This window comes from Streptomyces racemochromogenes (genome assembly GCF_039535215.1).
GTDB lineage: Bacteria > Actinomycetota > Actinomycetes > Streptomycetales > Streptomycetaceae > Streptomyces > Streptomyces racemochromogenes.
Genome location: NZ_BAAAWT010000001.1, coordinates 3,057,944 through 3,082,633, shown reverse-complemented (window position 1 = coordinate 3,082,633; position 24,690 = coordinate 3,057,944). Strand labels below are relative to the sequence as shown.

At 72.8% G+C, this 24,690-nt stretch carries 22 protein-coding genes; 11 read left to right on the top strand and 11 right to left on the bottom strand.

What is annotated here, in order from left to right:
• Window positions 1-7 precede the first annotated feature (7 nt).
• The 4 genes from ABD973_RS14115 to ABD973_RS14100 all read left to right on the top strand — a co-directional run bounded on the left by ABD973_RS14115 (window position 8) and on the right by ABD973_RS14100 (window position 4,529).
• The gene (locus ABD973_RS14115) at window positions 8-1,912 is read left to right on the top strand and encodes an ATP-binding protein (RefSeq protein WP_125821954.1); all 1,905 of its coding nucleotides are present in this window, start codon (window positions 8-10) and stop codon (window positions 1,910-1,912) included.
• Complete coding sequence (locus ABD973_RS14110) at window positions 1,909-3,060, top strand: acyl-CoA dehydrogenase family protein (RefSeq protein ID WP_345500235.1); 1,152 nt, start codon at window positions 1,909-1,911, stop codon at window positions 3,058-3,060. The genes ABD973_RS14115 and ABD973_RS14110 overlap by 4 nt, the downstream gene beginning before the upstream one ends.
• Window positions 3,061-3,198: 138 nt before the next feature.
• Window positions 3,199-3,942, top strand: coding sequence for an enoyl-CoA hydratase family protein (locus ABD973_RS14105; protein WP_125821956.1), 744 nt, complete (start codon window positions 3,199-3,201; stop codon window positions 3,940-3,942).
• Complete coding sequence (locus ABD973_RS14100; RefSeq protein ID WP_125821957.1) at window positions 3,930-4,529, top strand: TetR/AcrR family transcriptional regulator; 600 nt, start codon at window positions 3,930-3,932, stop codon at window positions 4,527-4,529. Before ABD973_RS14105 ends, ABD973_RS14100 begins: the two co-directional genes overlap by 13 nt.
• A 63-nt stretch (window positions 4,530-4,592) precedes the next feature.
• Here the strand turns inward: ABD973_RS14100 and ABD973_RS14095 are convergent, their stop codons facing one another.
• A complete protein-coding gene (locus tag ABD973_RS14095) occupies window positions 4,593-5,699 on the bottom strand; it encodes a citrate synthase 2 (RefSeq protein WP_125603705.1) in 1,107 nt (368 codons plus the stop codon).
• A 238-nt stretch (window positions 5,700-5,937) separates the two neighbouring features.
• Here ABD973_RS14095 and pdxH point away from each other — a divergent pair, with 238 nt between their 5' ends.
• Both pdxH and ABD973_RS14085 read left to right on the top strand, forming a co-directional pair.
• Window positions 5,938-6,561 (top strand): pyridoxamine 5'-phosphate oxidase, encoded by a 624-nt coding sequence (gene pdxH / locus ABD973_RS14090; protein WP_241253584.1) that lies wholly within the window; start codon window positions 5,938-5,940, stop codon window positions 6,559-6,561.
• Between the two features lie 410 nt (window positions 6,562-6,971).
• On the top strand, window positions 6,972-8,282 hold the full coding sequence (locus ABD973_RS14085) for a PAS domain-containing protein (RefSeq protein ID WP_345500234.1): 1,311 nt from the start codon (window positions 6,972-6,974) through the stop codon (window positions 8,280-8,282).
• 169 nt (window positions 8,283-8,451) lie between these two features.
• Here ABD973_RS14085 and ABD973_RS14080 read toward each other — a convergent pair whose 3' ends face one another.
• Entirely contained in the window at window positions 8,452-9,207 is a 756-nt protein-coding gene (locus tag ABD973_RS14080) for an SIS domain-containing protein (protein ID WP_125603123.1), read from the bottom strand.
• A gap of 256 nt (window positions 9,208-9,463) precedes the next feature.
• Between ABD973_RS14080 and ABD973_RS14075 the strand changes: the two genes are divergently transcribed.
• The 4 genes from ABD973_RS14075 (at window position 9,464) to ABD973_RS14060 (ending at window position 12,165) form a co-directional block, all read left to right on the top strand.
• A complete protein-coding gene (locus ABD973_RS14075) occupies window positions 9,464-10,156 on the top strand; it encodes an iron-dependent transcriptional repressor DtxR (protein ID WP_125603124.1) in 693 nt (230 codons plus the stop codon).
• A gap of 364 nt (window positions 10,157-10,520) precedes the next feature.
• Window positions 10,521-11,387, top strand: a complete 867-nt coding sequence (locus ABD973_RS14070; RefSeq protein WP_125821959.1) for an alpha/beta fold hydrolase — start codon at window positions 10,521-10,523, stop codon at window positions 11,385-11,387.
• A gap of 61 nt (window positions 11,388-11,448) precedes the next feature.
• Window positions 11,449-11,730: a helix-turn-helix domain-containing protein gene (locus tag ABD973_RS14065; RefSeq protein WP_345500233.1), complete on the top strand. Its 282-nt coding sequence runs from the start codon at window positions 11,449-11,451 to the stop codon at window positions 11,728-11,730.
• Window positions 11,731-11,757: 27 nt separating this feature from the next.
• Window positions 11,758-12,165: a contact-dependent growth inhibition system immunity protein gene (locus ABD973_RS14060; RefSeq protein WP_345500232.1), complete on the top strand. Its 408-nt coding sequence runs from the start codon at window positions 11,758-11,760 to the stop codon at window positions 12,163-12,165.
• A gap of 65 nt (window positions 12,166-12,230) precedes the next feature.
• Here the strand turns inward: ABD973_RS14060 and ABD973_RS14055 are convergent, their stop codons facing one another.
• From ABD973_RS14055 to ABD973_RS14015, 9 genes are all read right to left on the bottom strand, one after another.
• Window positions 12,231-12,662 carry a hypothetical protein gene (locus ABD973_RS14055; protein ID WP_345500231.1) on the bottom strand — a complete coding sequence of 144 codons (432 nt, stop codon included), beginning with the start codon at window positions 12,660-12,662 and terminating at the stop codon, window positions 12,231-12,233.
• 180 nt (window positions 12,663-12,842) lie between these two features.
• Window positions 12,843-13,172 carry a hypothetical protein gene (locus ABD973_RS14050; RefSeq protein WP_345500230.1) on the bottom strand — a complete coding sequence of 110 codons (330 nt, stop codon included), beginning with the start codon at window positions 13,170-13,172 and terminating at the stop codon, window positions 12,843-12,845.
• Window positions 13,173-13,512: 340 nt separating this feature from the next.
• A complete protein-coding gene (locus tag ABD973_RS14045; RefSeq protein ID WP_345500229.1) occupies window positions 13,513-13,929 on the bottom strand; it encodes a hypothetical protein in 417 nt (138 codons plus the stop codon).
• Entirely contained in the window at window positions 13,917-18,554 is a 4,638-nt protein-coding gene (locus ABD973_RS14040; protein ID WP_345500228.1) for a putative T7SS-secreted protein, read from the bottom strand. The genes ABD973_RS14045 and ABD973_RS14040 overlap by 13 nt, the downstream gene beginning before the upstream one ends.
• Window positions 18,551-19,135, bottom strand: a complete 585-nt coding sequence (locus ABD973_RS14035) for a hypothetical protein (RefSeq protein ID WP_125821962.1) — start codon at window positions 19,133-19,135, stop codon at window positions 18,551-18,553. The genes ABD973_RS14040 and ABD973_RS14035 overlap by 4 nt, the downstream gene beginning before the upstream one ends.
• Window positions 19,132-19,563 carry an SseB family protein gene (locus tag ABD973_RS14030; RefSeq protein WP_345500227.1) on the bottom strand — a complete coding sequence of 144 codons (432 nt, stop codon included), beginning with the start codon at window positions 19,561-19,563 and terminating at the stop codon, window positions 19,132-19,134. The genes ABD973_RS14035 and ABD973_RS14030 overlap by 4 nt, the downstream gene beginning before the upstream one ends.
• Before the next feature lie 205 nt (window positions 19,564-19,768).
• Entirely contained in the window at window positions 19,769-21,385 is a 1,617-nt protein-coding gene (locus ABD973_RS14025) for a transporter (protein ID WP_345500226.1), read from the bottom strand.
• Entirely contained in the window at window positions 21,382-22,230 is an 849-nt protein-coding gene (locus ABD973_RS14020) for an ABC transporter ATP-binding protein (protein WP_345500225.1), read from the bottom strand. Before ABD973_RS14020 ends, ABD973_RS14025 begins: the two co-directional genes overlap by 4 nt.
• A gap of 158 nt (window positions 22,231-22,388) precedes the next feature.
• A complete protein-coding gene (locus ABD973_RS14015) occupies window positions 22,389-23,069 on the bottom strand; it encodes a bifunctional DNA primase/polymerase (protein WP_125603129.1) in 681 nt (226 codons plus the stop codon).
• A 220-nt stretch (window positions 23,070-23,289) separates the two neighbouring features.
• Here ABD973_RS14015 and ABD973_RS14010 point away from each other — a divergent pair, with 220 nt between their 5' ends.
• A complete protein-coding gene (locus ABD973_RS14010) occupies window positions 23,290-24,672 on the top strand; it encodes an NsdA family TPR-like regulatory protein (protein WP_125603130.1) in 1,383 nt (460 codons plus the stop codon).
• Window positions 24,673-24,690: the final 18 nt, after the last annotated feature.

Below are 24,690 nucleotides of genomic sequence, written 5' to 3'. Positions count from 1 at the left end.
GCCCCAGATGACCGCACCGATCACCTCCCTCCTCGTCGCCAACCGGGGCGAGATCGCCGTCCGGATCTTCCGCACGGCCCGCGAACTGGGCCTGTCCACGGTCGCCGTCCACTCCGACCCCGACGCCGACGCCCTGCACGTCCGCCACGCCGACGCGGCCGTCCGGCTGCCCGGAGCCGCGCCCGCCGACACCTACCTGCGCGGCGACCGGCTGATCGCAGCGGCCCGCGCGGCCGGTGCCGACGCCGTGCACCCCGGGTACGGCTTCCTCTCCGAGAACGCCGGCTTCGCCCGGCAGGTCCTGGACGCCGGCCTGGCCTGGGTCGGCCCGCCGCCCGAGGCCATCGAGGCCATGGCCTCCAAGACCCGGGCCAAGGAGCTCGTGCGCGCCGCCGGCGTCCCCCTCCTCGACCCCGTCGACCCGGCCGCCGCCACTGCCGCCGACCTGCCGCTCCTGCTCAAGGCCGCGGCGGGCGGCGGCGGCCGCGGGATGCGCGTCGTACGCGACCTCGACTCCCTCAAGGAGTCCCTGGAGGCGGCCCGGGCCGAGGCCCTCTCGGCCTTCGGGGACGACGAGGTCTTCGCCGAGCCGTACGTGGAACGCGGACGGCACGTCGAGGTGCAGGTCCTCGCCGACGCCCACGGCACCGTCTGGGCACTCGGCACCCGGGACTGCTCCCTCCAGCGGCGCCACCAGAAGGTCATCGAGGAGGCCCCCGCCCCCGGCCTGCCGGACACCCTGCGCGAGACCCTGCACACGGCCGCCGTCGCCGCCGCCCGCGCGGTCTCCTACCGGGGCGCGGGCACCGTCGAGTTCCTCGTCGGCGCCGACGGCCGTCCGTACTTCCTCGAGATGAACACCCGCCTCCAGGTGGAACACCCCGTCACCGAAGCGGTCTTCGGCCTCGACCTGGTCGCCCTCCAGCTGCGCCTCGCCGAGGGCCGGCCCCTGCCCCTCACCCCGCCCCCGCCCTCCGGCCACGCCGTCGAGGCCCGCCTCTACGCGGAGGACCCGGCCCACGACTGGCGCCCGCAGACCGGGGTGCTGCACACCCTCGACCTTCCCGGCCACGTCCGCGTCGACACCGGCTTCACCGCCGGGGACGCCGTCGGCGTCCACTACGACCCCATGCTCGCCAAGGTCGTCGCCCACGCCCCGACCCGCGCGGAGGCGGTCCGGATCCTCGCGGACGCCCTGTCCCGGGCCCGGATCCACGGCCTGACCACCAACCGCGACCTCCTCGTACGCTCCCTGCGCCACCCCGAGTTCACCGCCGCCCGGCTCGACACCGGCTTCTACGAACGCCACCTCGACGCCCTCGTCGAAGCCGCCCCGGACCCCGCGCTCGCCTGCCTGGCCGCGGCCCTCGCCGAAGCGGCGCCGGCCCCCGGCGCCCCCCTCGCCGCCCGCCTCGGCGGCTGGCGCAACCTCCGCTCCCAGCCCCGGACCCGCCGCTACACGGTGGCCGGCACCGAGTACGAGGCCCGCTACGACCCGGTGGAGGACCCGCAGGTCCGTGTCCTGGAGGCCACCCCCGACGCCGTCACCCTCGAAGTGGCGGGCGTCCGGCGGATGTTCCACGTGAAACGCAAATCGAACACGGTCTACGTGGACTCCGTGCTCGGCTCCCACGCCCTCGTGCCCGTACCCCGGTTCCCCGATCCCCGGGACCGCACCGAACCGGGCTCCCTGCTCGCCCCCATGCCCGGCACCGTCGTCCGCGTCGCCGAGGGCCTCGCCCCCGGCAGCACCGTCACCGCCGGGCAGCCCCTGCTGTGGCTGGAGGCCATGAAGATGGAGCACCGCATCCTCGCCCCCGCCTCCGGCACGCTCACCGCGCTCCACGCCGTCACCGGCCGCCAGGTCGAGTTCGGCGCCCTGCTCGCCGTAGTCCAGGAGGACCAGCAGTGATCGAGACCGAAGAGCACCAGGCCCTGCGCGCCGCCGTAGCCGCCCTCGGGCAGCGCTACGGCCGCGACTACCTCGCCCGCGTCGCCCGTGAGGGCCGCCACCCCGACGAGCTGTGGGCGGACGCCGCCAAGCTCGGCTACCTCGGCGTCAACCTCCCCGAGGAGTACGGCGGCGGGGGCGGTGGCATCGCCGAACTCTCCCTCGTCCTCGAAGAACTGGGCGCGGCGGGCTGTCCCCTCCTCATGATGGTGGTCTCGCCCGCCATCTGCGGCACGGTCATCGCCCGCTTCGGCACCGACGCCCAGAAGAGCGCCTGGCTCCCCGGCCTCGCGGACGGCAGCCGCACCATGGCCTTCGGGATCACCGAGCCCGACGCCGGCTCCAACTCCCACCGCATCACCACCACCGCCCGCCGCGACGGCGGCGACTGGATCCTCACCGGCCGCAAGGTCTTCATCTCCGGCGTGGACATCGCCGACGCCACCCTCGTCGTCGGCCGCACGGAGGACGCCCGTACGGGCCGCCTCAAGCCCTGCCTGTTCATCGTTCCGAGGGACGCCCCCGGCTTCTCCCGCTCGGTCATCGACATGGAACTCCAGGCGGCGGAGAAGCAGTTCGAACTGACCCTCGACGACGTACGCCTGCCGTCCTCCGCACTGGTCGGCGACGAGGACGCGGGCCTGCTCCAGCTCTTCGCCGGCCTCAACCCGGAGCGCGTCATGACGGCGGCCTTCGCCATCGGCATGGGCCGCTACGCCCTCGGCCGGGCGGTGGAGTACGCGAAGACGCGCCAGGTCTGGAAGGAGCCGATCGGCGCCCACCAGGCCGTGGCCCACCCCCTCGCGGCGGCGCACATCGATCTGGAACTAGCCCGCCTGATGATGCGGAAGGCGGCCGGGCTCTACGACGCGGGGGACGACGCCGGGGCCGGGGAGGCGGCGAACATGGCGAAGTACGCGGCGGGGGAGGCGTGCGTCCGGGCGGTGGACCAGGCGGTGCACACCCTCGGCGGCAACGGCCTCACCCGCGAGTACGGCCTCGCCTCCCTGATCACGGCGTCCCGCGTCGCCCGCATCGCCCCGGTCAGCCGGGAGATGATCCTCAACTTCGTCTCCCACCAGACCCTGGGCCTCCCCAAGTCCTACTGACCCCCGCACGCCGCCCACCCGGCTCGCCGCCGGCCGGGAGGGCCGCGTCCGTGCTGGTGAACGCCCGGCCGGGGCAAGGGCTACCCTGCCCCCGAGGGGGGCCGGCCGGGTCCGCCCTATGACCCCTCCGGAGGAGACATGGCCCCACTCGTGCACGCCGCCCGGGCGGCGACCGGTATCACCACCCTCACCCTCGACTCCCCGGCCAACCGCAACGCGCTCTCCGCCCGGCTCGTCGCCGAGCTCCGCGAGGCCCTGGCCGGGGCGGCCGCCGACCCCGGCACCCGGGCCGTGCTCCTCACCCACACCGGCAACACCTTCTGCGCGGGCGCCGACCTGAAGTCCCCCTGCGCCCCCGAGGACTTCCTCGCCCTGCTCCGCGAGGTCACCGCCCTGCCCAAGCCGGTCGTCGCCCGCGTCACCGGGCACGTCCGCGCCGGCGGCCTCGGCCTGCTCGGCGCCTGCGACATCGCCGCCGCCGGGCCGCAGTCCTCGTACGCCTTCACCGAGACCCACCTCGGCCTCGCCCCCGCCGTCATCTCCATGACCGTGCTGCCGCGCCTCGACCCCCGCGCCGCCTCCCGCTACCTCCTGACCGCCGAGGTCTTCGACGCAGCCGAGGCCGCCCGTACGGGGCTGCTGACCCTCCACGCCGCCGACGACGTCGACGCCGCCCTCGCCCCCGTCCTCGACGGACTCCGCAAGGCGTCCCCGCAGGCCCTCGCCGAGACGAAGGCCATGGTCGCGGCCGGCGTGCGCGAGGCCCTGGAGCGCGACGGGTCCCGCCTGACGGAGCTCTCCGCGCGGCTGTTCGCCTCCGCCGAGGCCCGCGAGGGCATCACCGCCCGCTTCGAGCGCCGGGACCCGTCATGGGTACGGTGACCGGCCCCGTCCCCAAGCAGGCCCGCAGCCGCGTCACCCGGCGCCACCTGCTGGAGGCGGCCGTGTCCTGCCTCGCCGAGCACGGCTGGGCCGGTTCCACCGTCGCCGTCGTCGCCGAACGCGCCGGCGTCTCGCGCGGGGCGGCCCAGCACCACTTCCCGACCCGCGAGTCCCTCTTCACCGCCGCGGTCGAGTACGTCTCCGAGGAACGCTCCACCGCCCTGCGGGAGCTCTTCCAGACCACCCCGGCCCCGCGCCCCCGCGCCGCCGTCGTCGAGGCCCTGGTCGACCTGTACACGGGTGCCCTGTTCCGCGCCGCGCTCCAGCTGTGGGTGGCCGCGTCCAACGAGGAGCAGCTGCGCCCCCAGGTCGTCGAGCTGGAGGCCCGGGTCGGCCGGGAGACCCACCGGATCGCCGTCGAGCTGCTGGGCGCGGACGAGTCGCTGCCGGGCGTACGGGAGACCGTGCAGGGCCTGCTGGACATGGCCCGCGGCCTGGGCCTGGCCAACGTCCTGACCGACGACGCGGCCCGCCGGGCCCGCGTGGTCGCCCAGTGGTCGAAGCTGATCGACGCCGCCCTGGGGTGAACGGCCGGGAACGCGCGAGGCGCCGCACCCCGTTCGGGATGCGGCGCCCAGGACGGCGGGACCTCAGGCGGTGGCGGCGATGTCCGCGTAGCCCTCGATGTCGCGGGGGTCCCGGCGGCCCGGGCCCACGTACCGCGCCGACGGCCGCACCAGGCGGCCCGTGCGCTTCTGCTCCAGGATGTGCGCCGACCAGCCGGCGGTGCGGGCGCAGCTGAACATGGAGGTGAACATGTGCGCCGGGACCTCCGCGAAGTCCAGCATGATCGCGGCCCAGAACTCCACGTTGGTGGCGAGGACCCGGTCGGGGCGGCGGGCGTGCAGTTCCTCCAGCGCGGCCTTCTCCAGGGCGGCGGCGACCTCGTAGCGCGGGGCGTCCAGCTCCTTGGCGGTGCGGCGCAGCACGCGGGCGCGGGGGTCCTCGGCGCGGTAGACGCGGTGGCCGAAGCCCATCAGCCGCTCGCCCTTGTCGAGGGCCTTCTTCACGTAGGCCACGGCGTCGCCGGTGCGCTCGATCTCCTCGATCATGCCCAGGACGCGGGACGGCGCGCCGCCGTGCAGCGGCCCGGACATGGCGCCCACGGCACCCGACAGGGCGGCGGCGACGTCGGCTCCCGTCGAGGCGATGACGCGGGCCGTGAAGGTGGAGGCGTTCATGCCGTGCTCGGCGGCGGAGGTCCAGTAGGCGTCGACGGCCTTGACGTGCTTGGGGTCGGGCTCGCCCCGCCAGCGGATCATGAACCGCTCGACGACGGACTCGGCCTTGTCGATCTCGCGCTGCGGCACCATGGGCAGGCCCTGGCCGCGGGCGGACTGGGCGACGTACGACAGCGCCATGACGGCGGCCCGGGCGAGGTCGTCGCGGGCGGTCCGCTCGTCGATGTCGAGGAGCGGTTTCAGGCCCCACACGGGGGCGAGCATGGCCAGCGCGGACTGCACGTCGACGCGGATGTCGCCGGAGTGGACCGGGATGGGGAAGGGTTCGGCGGCGGGCAGGCCGGGGTTGAACGCACCGTCGACCAGGAGGCCCCAGACGTTCCCGAAGGAGACGTGGCCGACCAGGTCTTCGATGTCCACCCCCCGGTAGCGGAGCGATCCGCCTTCCTTGTCCGGCTCGGCGATCTCCGTCTCGAACGCGACGACCCCTTCGAGTCCGGGTACGAAATCGGACATCAGGCGGCTCCTCAGGTAGTGCGAACACGCGCGGTTCCCGGCGTGGTTCGCGGTCCGACGCGGTCATCCCCGTTGATGCCCGGCGCGGCCGAAGGTCATCCGTGCGGGAACCCTCGGACCGGCCCCAAGATTTTGTCCGTTCCGGTGGGCGTGCGGAAGCGTGACATACGGCACACCGGTGCCCGGCGTACTGCGGCAGGATGACCGTGTGACCGATCAGGACATTGACCCCGCCGTCATGCGCAAGCAGTACCGCTCCGAGATCGTCGAGGAGGCGGGCCTCGCCGACGATCCGATGGCGCAGTTCGCCCTGTGGTTCCAGCAGGCGGCCGACTCGCACCTCTTCGAACCCAACGCGATGGTCGTCTCGACCGCCACCGCCGGGGGCCGGCCCAGCTCGCGGACGGTGCTGCTGAAGCAGTTCGACTCGCGGGGTTTCGTCTTCTTCACCAACTACGGCTCCCGCAAGGTGCGGGAGATCGACGAGAACCCCTACGTCTCGCTGCTCTTCCCCTGGCACCCGATCGCCCGGCAGGTGATCGTCACGGGCCGGGCCGAGCGGATCGGCCGCGACGAGACGGCCGCCTACTTCCGGTCGCGTCCGCACGGCTCGCAGCTGGGGGCGTGGGCGAGCGCGCAGTCCGAGGTGATCGGCTCGCGGGCCGAGCTGGACCGCCGTTACGCGGAGCTGGCGGCGCGGTATCCGGAGGGGGAGCAGGTGCCGGTGCCGCCGGAGTGGGGCGGGCTGCGGGTGCTGCCCGACGCGCTGGAGTTCTGGCAGGGGCACGAGAACCGGCTGCACGACCGGCTGCGGTACGTGCTGGAGGGCGACGAGTGGCGCGTGGAGCGGCTCTGCCCGTAGCGGGGCCGTCGGCGCGCGGGGGTGACCCTGAACGCAGGCGACCCGCGGTCTCGGGTTCCTCTCCTGCAGTGAGAGGAGCCGGCCGGACGTGCCGGCGAGACCGCGGGTCGGGTGACTGCTCGGGATTGGCGCCGGGCGTTTCCGCCGGGCACCGCACTGGGTGCGTTGCTGACGACGGGCCCTTAGCCCGCAGCCACCTCACGCGTCCGGTTTCCGTACATTTCGGGAACCACCTCCCTTCTCGTGTAAAGCAGAGCCTAGGTCGGCGTTCCGGAGCCCTCAAGCGATTTAACGCGCGGGTTTCCGGGCGGACATTCCGGGAGGTTTCCGGGAAGCGGGTGTGGCCTGGGTCACGTTCCAGTTCAATGATCTGACGTGCCGCACACGCGAACACCTGCAGGGGGTGCCAGGTGAGTGCTTCCGGACGTAGTGACACCGCCGACGATCTGCTCGCAGCGCTGCTCGACGGGATGGACGCCGCCCTGTGCGCGTTCGACGCCGACGGCGTGATCACCCACTGGAACCGCGAGGCCGAGCGGATCCTCGGCTGGAGCGCCGCCGAGGCGGTGGGACGGCGCGGGTTCGCCGGCTGGGCGGTCCGGGCCGCCGACGCGGAGGACGTACAGGACCGGCTGATGTCCGCGCAGGACGCGCCGGGCCGGCAGGTGCACGAGTTCGCCCTGCTGACCAAGGACGGCGGACGGATCCTCGTACGGACCCAGTCCGCCGGGGTGCCCGGCGCCGACGGGAAACCGGCCGGGGTCTACTGCGCCTTCAGCGAGGTTCACGCCCAGATCGACCTGGAACGCTCCATCGCCCTCAGCGAGGCCCTGATGGACGACGCCTCCTGGGGGGTCGTCCTCGTCGACGTGGACCTGCGCCCGGCGGTGGTCAACGCGCACGCCGCCCGCGCCTTCGGAGCCGGGCGCAGCGCGCTGCTCGGGCGGCCGCTCGGGGACCTGCTGGAGCAGGGCGTCGAGGAACTGGAGGGCGCGCTCCAGCACGTACTGGCCGAGGGCGCGCCGCCGGCGCCGCTGGAGCTGTGGGTGTCGGTGCGGACGCCGGAGGGGGTGCGGCGGCGGTGCTGGCGGTGCGGGTTCCTGCGGCTGGGGTCGCCGCTCGCGGAGGAGCCGGTACCGCTGGGCGTGGGGTGGCTGTTCCAGGACGTCACCGAGGCCCGGCAGGCCGAGCTGGACACCGGGCAGCTGCGGTTCCGGGCCCACCAGCTGTACCGGGCGGGGCGGGCCGCCGCCGAGTGCGAGGACCCGGCGGAGGCGGCCGCCGTACGGCTGGACTTCGCGCTGGCCGGCTTCGCGGAGCACGTACTGCTCGACGTACTGGAGCCGGGCGCGGGCGGGCGCCTGGTCCGCTCGGCGGTGTCCCCGTCGGGGCTGGCGGTGCTGCTGCCCGGGCCGGGGGCGATCCCGGTGCGGTACGAGGCCGCGCACCCGGCGCTCCAGGCCCTGGACCGGATCGGCCCGGTCCGGGCCAGCGCCCCGGCCGGCGAGGCGGCGGAGGCGTGGGCCCGCTCCCGCCAGTGGCCTCCGGGCGCGACGCACGCCCTGTGCGCGGTCCTCCGCTGCCGCGGCCGCACCCTGGGCGCCCTGACCTTCCTCCGCGGTCCGTCCCGCCCGGCATTCGACCGCACGGACGCCCTGTACGCGGAGGAGGTGGCGTCCCGGGTGGCGGCGGACCTCGAGCTGGCCGCCCGTCCTGCCTGATTCGCTGCGCGAATTCCAGCCCCGCCTGGGGGCACCTCCCAGCGGTAGCTGGGGGAGTTTGAGGCGCGGGGGTCTGGGGGCGGAGCCCCCAGGGAACGGTGGAAGGGCGGGTAGGGGACGGCCCCGCGCAGCGGCCACCCCCCCCGCCCCCGCCGGCCAGGGCACCGGGCTAGTGCCGGAAGAAGATCCGGTCCCGGTACTCCTGCATGACGCGCCCGTTCCACTCGTGCCCGCCGTCCACGTTCCCCGACCTCAGCAGCGGCGGCTCCACCCCCCGCGCCACCAGTTCCCCGGCGGCGGCCGCCATCACCGCCTGCATGATCGCGCTCGTCACCACCGTCGACGCGGGAGCGAACGGCGCGTCGATGCCGTCCAGCGACAGCTCGGCGTCACCGACCGCGATCTTGCTGTCGAGCACGATGTCGCAGTGGTCCTTCAGGAAGGTGCCCGAGACGTGCCGTGACTTCGTCCCCGTCGCGTACGCCACCGACGTCACGCCGATGACCTTCAGCCCGATCGCGCGCGCGTTCATCGCCATCTCGACCGGCAGGGCGTTGCGCCCGGACAGCGAGATGATGACGAGGACGTCCCCCGCCGAGGCGGGGCTGCTGTCCAGGACCGCCCCGGCGAGCCCGTCGACGCGTTCCAGCGCGCTGCCCAGCGTCGCCGGCATGACGTCGACGCCCGCCGTGCCGGGGACGGCGAGGAAGTTCATCAGCGCGAGCCCCCCGGCCCGGTAGACCACGTCCTGCGCGGGGAGCGAGGAGTGCCCGGCGCCGAAGGCGAAGAGCCGGTTCCCGGAGGCCACGGCCTCGGCGATCACGGTCCCGGCCTCGCTGATCCGCGGGCCCTCCTCGTCACGCACCCGCTCCAGCAGGCCGATGGCCGCGTCGAAGAACTGCCCGGCCAGCTTGCTCTCGCTCATACGCCGTAGGCCCTTCCAGGGTGTGGGGTGTCGGGTGTGCGGCGGATGCCGCCGCCGTGGTCCGCCGTGGTCCGCCGCTCACCGTGCGGTCTGGACCAAGCGCGTGTCAATACGGCCGTCGATCCGGCTGCGGGCGCGCTCCGGCCGGATGTCCCGTACACGCCTTGACGTTCGGGGGTGCTCGACGCGGGACGGTTGTCGGCCCGATGCGTCAGAATTGGGGACAGGGCCAGCGCACGCAATCCGAGGGGCACGAATGTCCGGACTGATCGACACCACGGAGATGTATCTCCGCACCATCCTGGAGCTGGAAGAGGAAGGTGTGGTCCCCATGCGCGCCCGGATCGCCGAGCGGCTCGACCAGAGCGGCCCGACGGTGAGCCAGACGGTGGCGCGCATGGAGCGTGACGGGCTGGTCGCGGTGGCCAGCGACCGGCACCTGGAGCTGACGGAGGAGGGCCGCAAGCTCGCGACGCGCGTGATGCGCAAGCACCGCCTCGCGGAGTGCCTCCTCGTCGACGTCATCGGCCTGGAGTGGGAGCAGGTGCACGCGGAGGCCTGCCGCTGGGAGCACGTCATGAGCGAGGCGGTGGAGCGGCGGGTGCTGGAGCTGCTGCGCCACCCGACCGAGTCCCCGTACGGGAACCCGATCCCGGGCCTGGAGGAGCTGGGAGAGAAGGCCGAGGCGGACCCGTTCCTGGAGGACGGCATGCTGAGCCTGTCCGACCTGGACCCGGGTACCGAGGGCAAGACGGTGGTCGTGCGCCGGATCGGCGAGCCGATCCAGACCGACGCCCAGCTGATGTACACGCTGCGCCGGGCGGGCGTGCAGCCCGGCTCCGTCGTGAGCGTGACCGAGTCCCCGGGCGGGGTGCTGGTCGGCAGCGGCGGCGAGGCCGCCGAGCTGGACGCGGAGATCGCCTCGCACGTGTTCGTCGCCAAGCGCTGAGGCCGAAGCGGAAGCCGAAGCCGAAGACAGAGCGGAAGCCGAAGACGGAGCGGTCAGGCTGACGTCCCGAGGGTGTTGACGGCCGGCGGCCAGGCGCCGCCGGCCGGCGGAAGCAAGGCGGTCCCGGCGCCTTCCGGCGCCGGGACCGATCCTCCCCTTGCTGACCTGGAGCCCCGAGCTCTCAAGGTCATCCCCTTCGGACCGTCTTCCCCGAGCGGCCCGCCTCCCTGCTGAAAGGATCTCCATCGGCAGCGGCGGTCAATCCTTGAGCAAGGTCACTCGAAAGAGCGGTGTTGTCGGCGAGACGCCCGTTTTCGAATGCGGGTTCGATAGTCTGGCCGGGAGCGAAGGGGGTGCATCTCCGGTGGTACAGCGCATCGATGTCACAGGTGCCGACGGCGTACGCCTGGCCGCCTGGGAGTTCCGGGACCCGCCCGCCGAGCCACGGAAACCGGCGGTCCTGTTACTCCACGGTCTGATGGGCCGCGCCCTCCACTGGGCCGGCACCGCGCGCTGGCTGGGCGAGCACCGCCGGGTCATCGCCCTCGACCAGCGCGGCCACGGCCACAGCGGCCATCCCGCCCCCGGCCCCGACCGGCCCGCGCGCCTGAGCCGCGAGGCCTTCGTCGCCGACGCCGAGGCCGTCGTCGAACAGCTCGGGCTCGGCCCCGTCATCCTCATCGGCCACTCCATGGGCGCCCTCACCGGCTGGCAGCTCGCCGCCCGGCGCCCCGATCTGGTCCAGGCCCTGGTCATCTGCGACATGCGGGCCTCCGCGCTCGGCGAGGCCTCGCAGCAGGAGTGGCAGGAGTGGTTCCGCCGCTGGCCGCTGCCCTTTCCCACGCAGGACGCCGCCCGCCGCTGGTTTGGCGAGGACGACCCCCGGGTCGAGCGCCCCGACCCCGGCCGGGGCGCCTTCTTCGCCGAGGTGATGCACCGGGCCCCGGACGGCTGGCGCCCGCTCTTCTCCCGCAGCCAGATGCTGACCGTCCGCGAGACCTGGGTCCACGACGCGCACTGGGAGGAGCTGGCCCAGGTCCGCTGCCCCACCCTCGTCGTCCGCGCCCTGGACGGCGAGCTGGGCCGCGCCGAAGCCCAGGAGATGGTCCGCGTCCTCCCGGCGGGCCAGTACGCCGAGATCCCGGACGCGGGCCACTACGTCCACTACGACCAGCCGGCCGCCCTGCGCGCCGCCCTGGAACCCTTCCTGGAAGGGGCCGCCGTGTCCTAGCCCCCGGCCGTTCACCACGGCCCCGGCCCGCGCCTGGGCCCTCCAGCAACTGGACGAGCGGTTGACCCCGGCGCGGCCGGCGGACCACGCCCGCATGAGCGTGCGCACCTTCGCCCGCCGCTTCGCGGAGGAGGTCGGCAGGCCGCCGGGCCAGTGGCCAGCCCAATGCCGCGTGGACCCCGCCCGCCGCCTCCTGGAAACCACCGCCCTCCCGGTGGACCAGGTCGCCGCCCAGGCGGGCTTCGGCACCTCGGCGCCCCTGCGCCAACACCTGCCGGCCACCCTGGGCGTCTCCCCGACGCCCTACCGCCAGTCCTTGAGGCCCGCCGCCGCGACGCCCTGACCGACAGCCCCCGTTACCGTTCGGGCCATGGACCGCCTCCTCCACCTCGGCCGCACCCTCGACGACCTCGACCCGCCCCGCTGGGGCCCGCCCGCCGCCAACGCGACGGCCCTGGTCCGCAAGGTGCACGCGCTGCGGGCCGTCCCGCTGGGGGAACTCCGGCCGGCGGACCTGCGCACGCTCGTCTCCCAGCAGGTGGCCCTGCCGTACGTCCTCCCCCTCGCGGTACGCCTGCTGCTGGAGGATCCGCTGCTGGACGCGTACTTCCACGAGGGCGACCTCCTCCACGCCGCGGTGCGCGCCCCGGCCACCGCCTGGGCGGCGCTCCCCGACCTCCATGCCGCCCTCCGCGCGACGCTCACCGCCCTGCCGCCCCCGGCGATGGCGAACCTCCCCCGCGACACCGCAGAGGCCGTCGCCGCCTTCACGGCCTGAGGGGCGTCCGCGCCCCAGCGGTCGAAGGCGCCCGTCCTGCCGTCGGCGAATCCGTGGCAGCGGGGTTACGTCATGTCCAGGCTCACGACCCAGTGGCCGTACTCCTCGGCGGTGATCCCGCAGACCCGATGCCCGGACCGGGAGCGGGCGACGAACTCGATGCGCCCTTGGTCGTCGACGAGCCGGGAGACATCGGCACTGCCGCCCAGCCGCACGCGCACCCACCCGACCTCCGCGCTGCCGGTCACGACCGCCGTGAGGAGGAACGTCCCGTCGTCGCCGATGACATCCCCCTGAAGGGCGTGCCGGAGCCACAGCGCGTGCACCCCCGCGTGGTCGCCCTCAAGGGGAAAGACCGCCGCAGGCTCCACCCCGACCGCCGCCACGGCCCGCCAGGCCACGTCCACGGACGGCCCGGGCACGTCGCCCAATACCGCCTCCACCACGAGCCCGCTGCCGCGTATGAGCTCGAGAAGACCCTCTTCGCCGGTTCGCATCAGACAGCCGGCTCTCCCAGCCGGCCAGGCGTCCGGGCGGACGCCGCGTCCGGGCAAATGGACCAGAGGAGCGGCGCGCAGCCTTTCGATACCGCCTCGGCGCGCGGACCGCGATCGGCGGCGAGCCCCGTCGTGTCGGAGCTCGTAGGGGTGCTCACCGGAAACTCCATACGCTGTCCGTCACTCGTGCAGGAGGTCGTGGACGTACTCGGACAGGTCTGCCGGGAGCGGCCGCCCTTCGAGTTCCTTCAGGTACGACACGGAGACCTCGTCCGCGAGCGCGCCCAGCGCGAGGAGGGCGTTGAGCTGGGCCTCCAGTGCGGTCGCGTCGGACTCGGAGCAGGCAGCGACGGCCAGGACGCCTGCCAGGACCCGCCCGTCGGCCTCCGAGTAGCTCCCCACCCAGTCGGTCACCTGATCGGCGGTCAGCGCCCGCCGACGTGGGGACTCGGAGAGCAGGCCCTGCAGGAACATCAGGAGCTCTCCGGCCTGTACGCCGACTCCGGGCATCGTTCCGCTCCCGTCCCTCGCCCCCGTGCTCTCAGCCAAGCAGGTCATCACAGAAGGGAACCACGCCCGGCCCCCAATCGAAGGTGAATTTACGCCGGTCCCAGTCGTAACCGACTGAAATCCCGCACGCGGGGATGCCCATCTTCTGGTGCACCCAGCCGTCGGCCGACAGAGCTCGTCCTGCGGGACGTCCCCAGCCTCAGGTGGAGTCCTCGGTGCATCTGAAGGGTGCCGAGGGGGGCGACTCCCTCCAGATGTGCCGAAATCTCGGCTGGCAAGCCGAACCGCCCCTCATGAACGGGTACCTGTGGGTGAATTTCATTCCGCTCATGAGTCGCCTTCAGTGAGGGGCGCCATCATCGAGGGCTTGGAGGATCAGGTCCATGTCCTGTGACGCGGCAAGGCAGAAGTCCTGATCCTTGGTGACTTCCATCTGTGCGTGACTGAAGTCGTCTCCGTTCCTCTGCGTCTCTTCCGCGAGCCGGGTGGGGAGGATGAGCCAGTTCTTCACGGCCTTGAACTCCCAGCTGACACGGCGGGGGGCGTATCGCGTTGCCGCCTCGAAGGTGGGAATGAATTCTTCGTGAGGATCCGCGAATCTCCAGCCGAGGTGCGTGATCTGCAGGTGTCCCAGTCGAGGGTGTCGCTCAAGGGGATGACGGAACCAGGAGAGCGGTGCGAATCGCTCCAGTATTCCCTTGGCGCGCAGGGATCTACCGGATTGGAATGTTTCACCGTTCGGGTTCATTTCCGCCATGTCCTTCTAGTGTGGGGGTTCGCTATACTGTATTCGCCATCGAGCCGGATGACCCGCTCGCCTTGGTTTTCGGCGCGGAGGGCGCGTTCGTAATCGCCAAGGGGAATGGGGTTTGGTGATAGCGTTGGGTCGTAGGCGTATCGGCCGTCTGTGTAAATCTGGTGAAATAGATAGTCCTCGAGCCTTTCGCCGCCGAGCTCCGGTGTTCTGATGGTTCCGGACGGAGTCACGTAGTGAACGATTTTACCTTCGCCGGATGCGTGACGCTGAATGAAGGCGGATATTTCGGTGCAGTCGATTTCGCTGCCCTTAGGCGCCGCCCGCATAGCTTCGGTGAGAGCAGCACTCGGGGGGTGGTCCGGGTGTGGCTTCCTGAAATCGTAGGGCCCCCTGGGGCATTCCTCTGGGGAGAGGCCCAAGGGGTCCGAACCGAGGTGGGGGTTGTGGACGTACGTCGCCGGATTGGGGGCGGGAGCGAGGCCCAGGGGGTCAGGCGTGAGGTAGCGGGCGGTCTCGGGGTCGTACGTGCGGAAGAAGTTGTGGTGGAGCCCGGTTTCCCGGTCGAAGTACTGGCCCGGGAAACGAAGAGGGGTGTAGGCGGTGGCGCTCCTCTTCCAGGAGGTGTCGCCCCAGAGCGTGGCGCGAGATTGCCACGCCACCTGCCCCGATTCGTCGATCAGCTCCTTCGGGGTTCCGATGAGGTCGGTGACGATGGCGAAGAACCGATCGTCGGTGGAGCCTGTGGCGGTCTCTGCCTGAGTGAGGGGATGTAGACCGTGATGGGTCCACGTCAGGGTGAGAGGCTCTGAGCTCTGTTCGCAGAGGGTTGTCCCGTCCCAGGTGAACAGGGTCTCTTCAGCGACCTCACCGGCAGGCGTGAGACGTTCCTTCGCGACGCGACGAGAGAGAGCGTCGTAGCGATAACGCCACCGAGTGCCGTCGGGTGTGGTGACGGCACTCATGCGGTCTTCCGCGTCCCATTCGAAGTGCCAGGTGTCGGGCTTGCGGGACAGTCGCGTCTTCTGGCGGAGGACGGTGCGCCCGAGAGAGTCATACTCGAAGCGGACGGTGCCGGCGGTTGTGACACGGGTGCCGGAGTACGCACGGGCGCCCTGTGGTTCGACTCCGCGGTGGTGAGGGGGCCAGCTGGCGTGGACCTGGTTGCCAGCGGTGTCGTAGGCGTAGCGCTCCGCCCAGTTCGTGGCATCGACCGCAGTGACGCGTGACGTCGAGTCCAGGGTGAAGGTACTCGGACCGGCGAGGGCGTCATCGACCGAGGTGAGTGCTCCGTCGGCGCGGTACCGATAGCCGCGCCTCTGGAGGGTGTGACCATCCTGACCGGTCACATGCTGGTCGGTGAGGCGACCGAGCTGGTCGTAGCTGTGGGCCAAGGACACCGCTGAGCTCATGGTCCGGGATAGCTCATGCCCTGCGGCATCCCGCTCGAAGGTCAGCCTGCGGCCCGATGCCGTCAGAGTGGCGCGGCGCCCTGCAGCGTCGTACGTCCAACGGGATTGTGCCCCGGACGGTGTGGTCCGGCCGTCTCTGCGGCCGAGATCGTCATATGTGTACGAGAGCGTCCGACCGTCAACGGTCTGCGACACGAGACGACCGTGTTGATCACGATCGAAGGTGAGGGTCGTGCCGTCCGGCGAGATGGCGCGATAGAGCTCGTCGAACACGTCGTGTTCGTATGACGTGACGCCGTCCGCCGTCTCCTTGCGCGTCACCTGGGCCATGGAGTTGTACGTGTACGTCGTTGTGGCGCCGAGGGTGTTCGTTCGCCAGTTCAGGCGGCCTGCCGCGTCGTACCCGTACGTGAGGGTGCGGCCGTCGAAGTCCGTTTCGCGGGACAGGCGGCCCGCGCCGTCGTAGGCGTACGTCCACGTCAGGCCCTGGGGGTTCGTGACGCGCGTGAGGCGGAGTTGCGTGTCGTGGTCGAAGGTGTAGCGGGCGCCGTCGGGGCCGGTGCGGGCGGTGAGGAGGTCGAAGTCGCCGTACTCGGAGACCGTGACGCCGCCGATCGCGTCCGTGTGGGTCAGGCAGTTGCCCTCGCCGTCGTAGGTCCAGGATTCCGCGGTGCCGTCGGGGTTCTCCCGGCGGAGGAGGCGGCCCTCCACGCTCCAGGCCAGGCGGGTGGTGTGGCCCAGGGGGTCCGTGACCGCGGTCGGACGGCCGAAGGGGTCGCGCTCGTAGGTGGTGGTCGCGCCCAGGGGGTCCGTGGTGGCCGACACCTGGCCCGTGCGGTCGCACTGCACCGTCGTGGTGTGGCCCAGGGCGTTCGTCACCGCCGACAGGTGGCCGTGGGTGTCGTACGCGAAGCGGGTCGTGGTGCCGTCCGGGGCGGTGTACGAGGTGCGGTTGCCGACGGCGTCGTACGTGGTGAGGTGGACGCGGCCGTCCGGCTGGATGATCTTCAGCGGCTGGCCGAAGGCGTTGTATTCCGCCCGGACAGTGCGGCCGTCCGGGCGGGTCACCGTCGTCAGGCGGCCGTCCTCGTCGTACGTGAAGTGCGTCGTGTGGCCGAGGGGATCCGTGCGGCTCAGGAGGCGGTTGTAGGCGTCGTACGTGGACCGCGTCGTCGCGCCCGTGGGGTCGGTCTCGGCGGTGACCTGCGCCCGCTCGTTGATCAGGAAACGGGTGGTGTGGCCCAGGGAGTCGGTGAGGGTGGTGAGGCCCGGCTCGTACGCGAAGCGGATGTTCAGGTGCCCGTTGGTGCCCGACTGTGCGGTGCAACGGTGCTGGTCGTCGTAGACGTAGTCGAAGTGCCGGTCGTTGGAGTCGGTCCAGGACGTCATCCGGCCGAGCTCGTCGTAGCCGAAACGGAGCGGGCGGCCACAGGAGTTGGTGACCGCCGTGAGGTGGCCGTCCGTGTACGCGTACCGCAGGATCCGCGTGCCGTCGGCGAGGGACAGGGCCGTGATCCGGCCCTCCGCCGAGGCGAGGCGGAGTTCGTATCCACCGCTGTGGACGAGAGAGGCTGGGGCGCCGGACTCGTCGTAGTCGAAGGTGATCCAGGCGCCCGACCGGTCTTCGAGCTGGAGGAGGCGGCCGTCCTCGCAGAAGTGGCGGACGTGGCCGGTCTCCGGGTCCGTGACCGTGTACCCGCCGTCCGCGTCGAGGGTCAGGGGCCAGCGCTGCCCGTGGTCGGGGAGTACGGGGATCCCCGGCTCGGGGTGCGGGTAGGCGAGCAGGCTGCCGTCCTCGCGGACGAGCACCAGCCCGTCCTCGTCGCGTTCCAGGCGCTGGTCCACGGTCGACGCCCACGACGGGCCGAACCAGCGTCCCGCCCGGTACGAGGACTCGAAGGTGCGGGTGAAGACGAGGGGGAGGGGGCCCGGGAGGACGACGTCGGTCTGCGGCAGGACCATGCGTCCCGTCGCCACGTCGACCGGGTCCTCGCGGCACACCTTCTGCTCCTGGGAGCGGGCGGAGGCCTCCGGCTGCGCCTGCTGGGCCGCGCGGGCCTCCTTGGCGGCCGCGCTCCCCGCCGCCTCCTCCGCCACCCGTGCCCCGGCGCGGGCCCCCTTGGCCGCACCGCCGAAGCCTTCCGTGCCCAGCAGCTCCGGCAGGAGCCGGCCGGTGCCCTCGGCGAAGTCGGTCCGGAAGGGTTCGACGAAGGCGTTGGCGATGCGGTCGGGGTGGGCGGGGGCCGAGACCAGACCGGCCAGTGTCATGCCGAGGTTCTGCTGGTACTCGGCGGGGTGGGTCAGGTTGTAGCTGTCGAACGGGGACACGCTGCGGGCGAAGTCGATCACCCCGGCGGTTCCCTTGACGACCCCTCCGCCGAAGTGGGAGAGCTCCACGGACGCGGCGGCGGCGTGGTCGGTGACCGCGGCCATGGCCTTCTCGCGCGGCGAGGGCTTGGCCGGGGCGTGTTCCATCGCGGCCGAGAGGGCGGACGCCGCGCCGGCGGCGGCCTCGTCGCGCTGCCGGCGGGCTTCCGTGAGGATCTCCTGGGCGGCCTTGGCCTCCGCGGCCCCGACGTTGTCCGGCCTGGTTGGCACCGGCCCCGGGTTCTTTCCCGACTTGGCGGTGGCCTGGTAGGTGTCGACGGCCTTGGCGTAGGCGCTGGCGGCGTCCTCGTGGGCCTTGAGGGCCTTCCGGTACAGCTCGACGGCCTGGGCCGCCTGCTTCTGGGCCCACTCCACCGTGTCCGCGTACCGGGTGAGCGCGTCCCCCGCCTTCTGGCAGGCCTCGGCGGCGTGCAGCCACTTGGCCGGATGTACGGCGAACGCCCCGCGGAACGCGTCGGCCGCCGCGCCCTTCCAGCTGCCGGCGTCCAGCGCCTTCATGCCCTGGCCGACCTTGTCGAACGAGGCCTGGAAGTCCTTCATGTGCGAGGCCGAGGCGCGGAGGGCGGCCGGTGAGCCGTGTACGAGTTCGTCGGCCTGCTCGGTCTGGCCCAGCTGCTGTTCGGCCACGGACGCGCCGAGCCGGGAGGCGAGGCCGTCGCCGAGGTCCTCGATGTCGTCGGCCCAGCGGTCCTTGCCGGCCTTGTGGAGGATGCCGCCGATCTCGTCGGTGGCCCTGTCGACGCCTTCGCCGGCCTTCTTCTTCGCGGCGGTCCAGACGGTGCCCAGCTGCCCCAGGCCCTTGTCCGCGAGGGCTTCCCAGTCGGTCACCGCTGCTCACCGCCGTCCCGGTCGCGGCTGAGCTCGGCGAGCTTGGAGGGGTCGATCTCCCGGCGCGGGGCGATGTCCTCCCAGGCCTGTGCCCAGGCCCGGTCGGTGGCCTCCTTGGACTTGAGGGCCGACTCGGCGCTGAAGTCGGCGTCCCGGAAGCTGGTGTAGGGATTGGAAGCGAGGACCTCGCCCCAGTCCTTGCCCGTGACCTCCTGCTCGGACGCGTGCGGATCGCCGCCGAGGACGGCGTTGGCCATGACCTTGAAACCGCCCTGGATGTACTGGTCCTGCTCGTGGACCAGGCCGGCCGACAGGCCCACGCCCGCCGCGAACCCGTTCGCCTCCTGGACCAGCGCGCGCACTCCCCAGCCCCACCGCTCGCAGAACGCGTCCAGCATGGTGGTCAGGGCCTCGTGGCCGGTCTGCATGCCCGAGAGCTTCAGCTCCGTGAAGCCGCCGCCCATGCTCGCCGTTCCGACCGAGCCGAGCTCCTTCAGCTCCGACAGGGTGTCCGTGATGCCCTTGGCGATCTGTCCCAGTGCCGCCTTCGACACATCGAGTTCGCCCTGCTCGCCGCTCATGCCGTCGCCCCGCCGTCCAGCGCGGCGGAGTCGGGCACGATCCCGCGTACGGGCGGGAACACCGTGCCGTCGGGACCCGCCGGGTCCAGCGCGACCCCGCACGGGAAGTCCAGCGCCGGTATCACCTCGTCCAGCAGCCAGGCCCCGGGCACCCGCCGGAAGTCCCACGCGCGGTCCGTCTCGTCCCGGGCCTGGGCGAAGCGTGCCAGCGCCTCCTCGTCCGAGAAGGCGCAGATCCAGTCCAGGCCGCCGAGCGGGGCCGTCCACAGCCCGCCGTGCTCGTCGTGCGGAACGAGCGCCACCCGGCCGCGGAACTCCGCCAGCCGGTCCCGCGCCGGCGGCCCGCCCACAGCCGTCGGCGTCTGCTCGGCGGTGGCCCTGCCGGCCGCCTCGGCGCGCAGCCGGCCCCACTCCTCGTCGAACCCCACGCGGAACTCCCCCCACAAACCCGGCAATCGAACGAACTTTTGCAGGACGCGGGGGCCTGGGCAAATGCGGTCCAGCGACGGTGCGCGGATTCGGACAGGGGTCCGGACGAGGGTCCGGACGAGGGTCCGGGCAGGGGTGCGGAGTGGGGGAAGGGGGGCGACGGGGGGTGGTCCGTCGCCCCCCTTCGGGGTGTGCAGGGGTGGGTCAGCCCTTGCTGACCGCCGTCAGGATCTCCGGGAGCTTGCGGAAGACCGTCGGGGCCGCCAGGCGCAGGCCCGCCCAGGTGACCAGGAGGCCCCAGGCGGTGCCGAGCGGGAGGGCGAGCAGGCCGAGGGTGCCGGGGTCGTCCGACAGGCTGACGTACACCGTCAGGCCGATCACCGGGGAGCAGATCAGCGCGGACGACACCATGCCGCCGACGATGCCCAGCCAGGCCAGGCCGGCCTGTCCCGGGGCGACGTTCTTGAACGCGCCCTCCGTCGGGATGGAGTAGGGGAAGTGCGCCGAGGCCAGCGCGCCCGTGCACAGCATCGAGCCCAGCAGGGCCAGAGCCAGGCCCAGGGCGGCCGGGAAGGCGGCCCAGTCGCCCACCAGGGCGGCGGTGGCCACCGTGACGAGGAGCGTGTACGGGACGGTGACCAGCGCCAGCGCGCCGGCACGGGCGCGGAGTTCACCGAACGCGTCGCGCGGCGAGGCGATGGTCTGGGCGACCATCCAGAAGGCGGAGGTGTCCTGCCCGAACTGGTTGTACATCTGGATGCCGAGCATCCCCGCGCCGAAGCAGGCCAGGTACACCGAGCCGGTGCCCTGGAGGGCGTTGAAGACGGGGACGATCGCGCCGACCGCCAGCGAGGACACCCAGGCCGACTTCGTCTTCGGGTCGCGGACGGCGTAGCGCAGCGTGCGCCGCATGACCGCGCCGGTGCGCCCGCCCGGCAGGAGGGACCAGAAGCCGCCGGCGCCGCCGCGGTCCTTCTCGGGCTTCGCGGCCGCGAGGGTGGAGCCGTCCGGGGTGACCATCAGGCTGGTCAGGCCGCGCTCCCAGAACCACAGGAGGCCGGCCAGGGCGGCGAGGGTGAGGGCGAGCTGCGCGGCGGCCACGCCGTACGAGCCCCGGCTCGCGGAGTCCACCATGCCGACGGCCGTCGCCGGCGGAAGCCAGCGCACGACGGCCTCGACCGGCTCCAGGGCGGTCAGGCCGCCCTGCTTGAACAGGCTCTGGCTGGCGAAGTTGACGACCTGGGCGCCGATCGCGATCAGCAGGCCGCTGAGCACCGCGAGGTCGCGTCCCTTGCGGCTGGACAGCAGCCGGACGTTCGCCGTGGCCACGGCGCGGGCCAGGGTCACGCAGCCCAGCAGCAGGAGCGGGGCGCCCACGACGGCGGCGGTGATGCCGGCCGCGCCGTGCGCCACCGCGGCCGCCGAGCCGGCGGCGATGCAGAGCGTGAACAGCGGGCCGGTGCCGATGAGCGAGGAGGCCAGCAGGGCCCGTACGAGCGGACGCGGGCGCAGCGGCAGCATCACCAGCCGGCTCGGGTCGAGGGTCTCGTCGCCGGTCGGGAAGAGCAGCGGCATCACGGTCCAGCCGAGCGCGAGGATCGCGGCCAGCAGGACGACGACGGTCCCGGCGTGGACGTGGCCGTGCAGCATGGCCAGGCACAGGGTGACGAAGAGGGAGAACAGCAGCGAGATCACCAGGCTGGCGATCCACACGGCCTTGCGCTTCGAGGAACCCTTGAGGCCGTTGCGCACCAGGGAGAGCTTGAGGCGGACGAACAGCGAGGTGACGGAGGGCCCGGAGGCCGTGGCGGCGGTGCTCATCGTGCGCCGCCGAGCCAGTCGAGGGAGTCGCCGGCGGCGTGGCCGCGGGCGCCGACGAGTTCGAGGAAGGCTGCCTGGAGGGAGGGCGCGGAGCCCCGTACGTCGGCCAGCGGGCCGGCGGCGCGGATCTGGCCGCCCGCCATGACGGCCACCCAGTCGCAGAGCGATTCGACGAGCTCCATCACGTGGGAGGAGAAGACGACGGTCGCACCGGACGCGGTGTAACGTTCCAGCACCCCGCGGATGGTCTGCGCCGACACCGGGTCCACGCCCTCGAACGGCTCGTCCAGGAAGAGGACTTCGGGGTTGTGCAGCAGTGCCGCGGCGAGGCCGATCTTCTTGCGCATGCCCGTCGAGTAGTCGACGACGAGCTTGTGCTGGGAGCCGGCGAGGTCGAGCACGTCCAGCAGCTGCGTGGCCCGCTTGTCGGTCTCCTCGCCCGGCAGGCCGCGCAACCGGCCCATGTAGCCGAGGAGTTCACGGCCGGAGAGGCGCTCGAACATGCGCAGCCCCTCGGGCAGGACGCCGATGCGGCTCTTGACCTCGACCGGGTCGGCCCACACGTCGTGCCCGGCGACGACCACCCGGCCCGCGTCCGGGCGCAGCAGCCCGGTCACCATGGACAGGGTGGTCGTCTTCCCGGCGCCGTTCGGGCCGACGAGGCCGACGAAGCGGCCGGCCGGCAGCTCCAGGTCGATGCCCGCGACGGCGACCTGTTCGCCGAAGCGCTTCCACAGCCCTTCCACGCGTACGGCGGCCGCGGGCTGCGCGGATCGCGCGCCGCCACTCGTGCCCCCGTCGGTCCCGCCGTCCGTACCGCCTGCCGCATAACCCTGGTCCGGCATGCGCCTGCCTCTCGTTCTGTTCCCCGTGGTCGTACTTTCCTCACGATAGGAGGAGGGGAGAGGCGTCAGAAGTTACGAATGTCATGAGCTTGCGGACACGTATGTCAGCAGGCACAGGTCAGCAGGCGGAGGTCAGCCGGCGGCGGGGTGGAACGGGTTCACGCGGTGCGGCGGTTGCGGGCCGCGGCCGCCTCGCTGCCGCAGGCGTACGCGAGCGCGTCGATCAGCTCCTCGGTGTCCGGCAGCCACCGGTTCGCGGGGGTGGGCTTGCGGGCCCACTGGACCGGGCCCCTGCCGCCGTAGCGGGTCGGCGGCGCCGCCACGTACTGGCCCTCGCCGCGCGTGACGAGGTCGATGGCGTGCGGCAGCCAGCCCAGCTTGCGCACCAGGTCCGGTACCTTCGCGCCGGCGCCCGGCAGGACGAAGAACAGCATCCGGTGGTCGGGGGTCAGGGCGACCGGGCCCAGGGTCCGCTCGTGGCGTTCCAGCCGGGCCAGTGCGAGGAACCCGGCGGAGTCCGGTACGTCGAGCGCGTCGAAGGTGCGGCCCGTCGGCATCAGGATGGAGGCGCCGGGGTGCTTGCCCCAGATCCGGCGCACGCCCACCGCGCTGCCCGTGGCCAGCGACTGCCAGTCCTTGACCGAGGGGTGGGCGCCGGGCGCCGGGCAGTCGGCCACCCCGCAGGAGCACACCTCCCGGCCGTCGCCGGGCTCCAGCCACGTCCCGGCGAAGACGTCCCAGTGGCGTTCTTCCACGTACCGCACGGCGTGGTCCAGCAGCTGGTCGCCGCGCTGCTGGGGGATGGGGGCGGTCTCCGTGACTGTGATGGTCTCTTCCACGCCCCTCACAACTCCCGGGGGCCTGGCGGGTTACGGGCGTAAACCAGCCGGTGGGCGCTGCATCGATCCTGCATACGGGGCGCACGGGTGCATGTGCGGGGGCGCGTGGGAGGCCGGGGCGCGGCCGATGGGTAACGACACGTCGCAGAGCGGAAGATTCTCGGCACTTCAGGCGGGAAGTGATCATTCCAACGATCACCCGCGGCCTCAGGGGGTTTTCATGGCAGCCAGGCCTCTCGTAGCGCGCCAGCCGAACGAACGGCTGCAGTCGCTCATCCAGGAAGCCGGGTGCTCCAACGCCGGGCTCGCACGGCGCGTCAACATGTGCGGGGCCGAGCACGGCCTCGATCTCCGCTACGACAAGACCTCGGTCGCCCGCTGGCTGCGCGGCCAGCAGCCGCGCGGCCGGGCCCCCGGCATCATCGCCGAGGCCCTCGGCCGCAAGCTGGGCCGGACCGTCACCATCGACGAGATCGGCATGGCCAACGGGAAGAACCTCGCCTCCGGGGTCGGCCTGCAGTTCTCCCCGACCGTCATCGGCGCCATCGAGCAGGTCTGCGAGCTGTGGCGCAGCGACGTGGGGCGCCGCGACTTCCTCTCCGGGTCGAGCGTGGCGGCCTCCGCCCTGGTCGAGCCGAGCCGCGACTGGCTGATCACCGGTGCCGACCCGCAGGTGGCGCGCAACGCCGGGGCGCGGGTGGGCATGCCGGACGTGGAGGCGGTACGGGCGACCACCGAGGCGCTGACCGACCTCGACCACCGTTTCGGCAGCGGGCACGTGCGGCCGGTGGTGGTGCACTACCTCAACTCGGTGGTCTCGGGGCTGATCGCGGGCTCGTACCGGGAGCCGGTGGGGCGGGCCCTGTTCGCGGCGGTGGCCCGGCTCACCGAGCTGGCCGGCTACATGGCGGTGGACACCGGGCAGCCGGGTCTGGCCCAGCGCTACTACATCCAGGCCCTGCGGATGGCGCAGGCGGCGGGCGACCGCGCGTACGGGGGCTACGTCCTGGCGGCGTCGATGAGCCACCTCGCCGCCGAGCTGGGCAACCCGCGGGAGATCGCGCAGCTGGCGCGGGCCGCGCAGGAGGGCACGCGGGGGCAGGTCACGCCGCGGGTGGAGGCCATGTTCTACGCCGCCGAGGCGCGCGGGCACGCGCTGCTGGGCGACGCCCGGGCCGCGGCGGTGCTGTCGGGCCGGGCGGTGTCGGCGCTGGAGCGGGCGGAGCCGGAGTCCGGCGACGACCCGGTGTGGATCCGCCACTTCGACCAGGCCTACCTGGCGGACGAGCTGGCGCACTGCCACCGGGACCTGGGGCAGGCCGACGCGGCGGGCCGGCGGGCTGAGGAGGCGCTGCGCCACCTGCCCGCGACGAAGGCGCGCCGCCGGGCGATCGGGCTGCTGCTGCTGGCGGCCTCGCAGGTGCAGCGGCGGGAGGTGGAGCAGGCCTGCCAGACGGCGACGAAGGCCGCCGAACTGCTGGGCTCGCTGCGCTCGCGCCGGGGCGCGGAGTACCTGGACGACTTCCGCGCGCGGCTGGAGCCGTACCGGGAGGAACCGGCCGTCCGGGAGTTCGGGGCGAGGCTGGAGGTCCAGGCGGCCTGACGTGATCACGGCGTCACC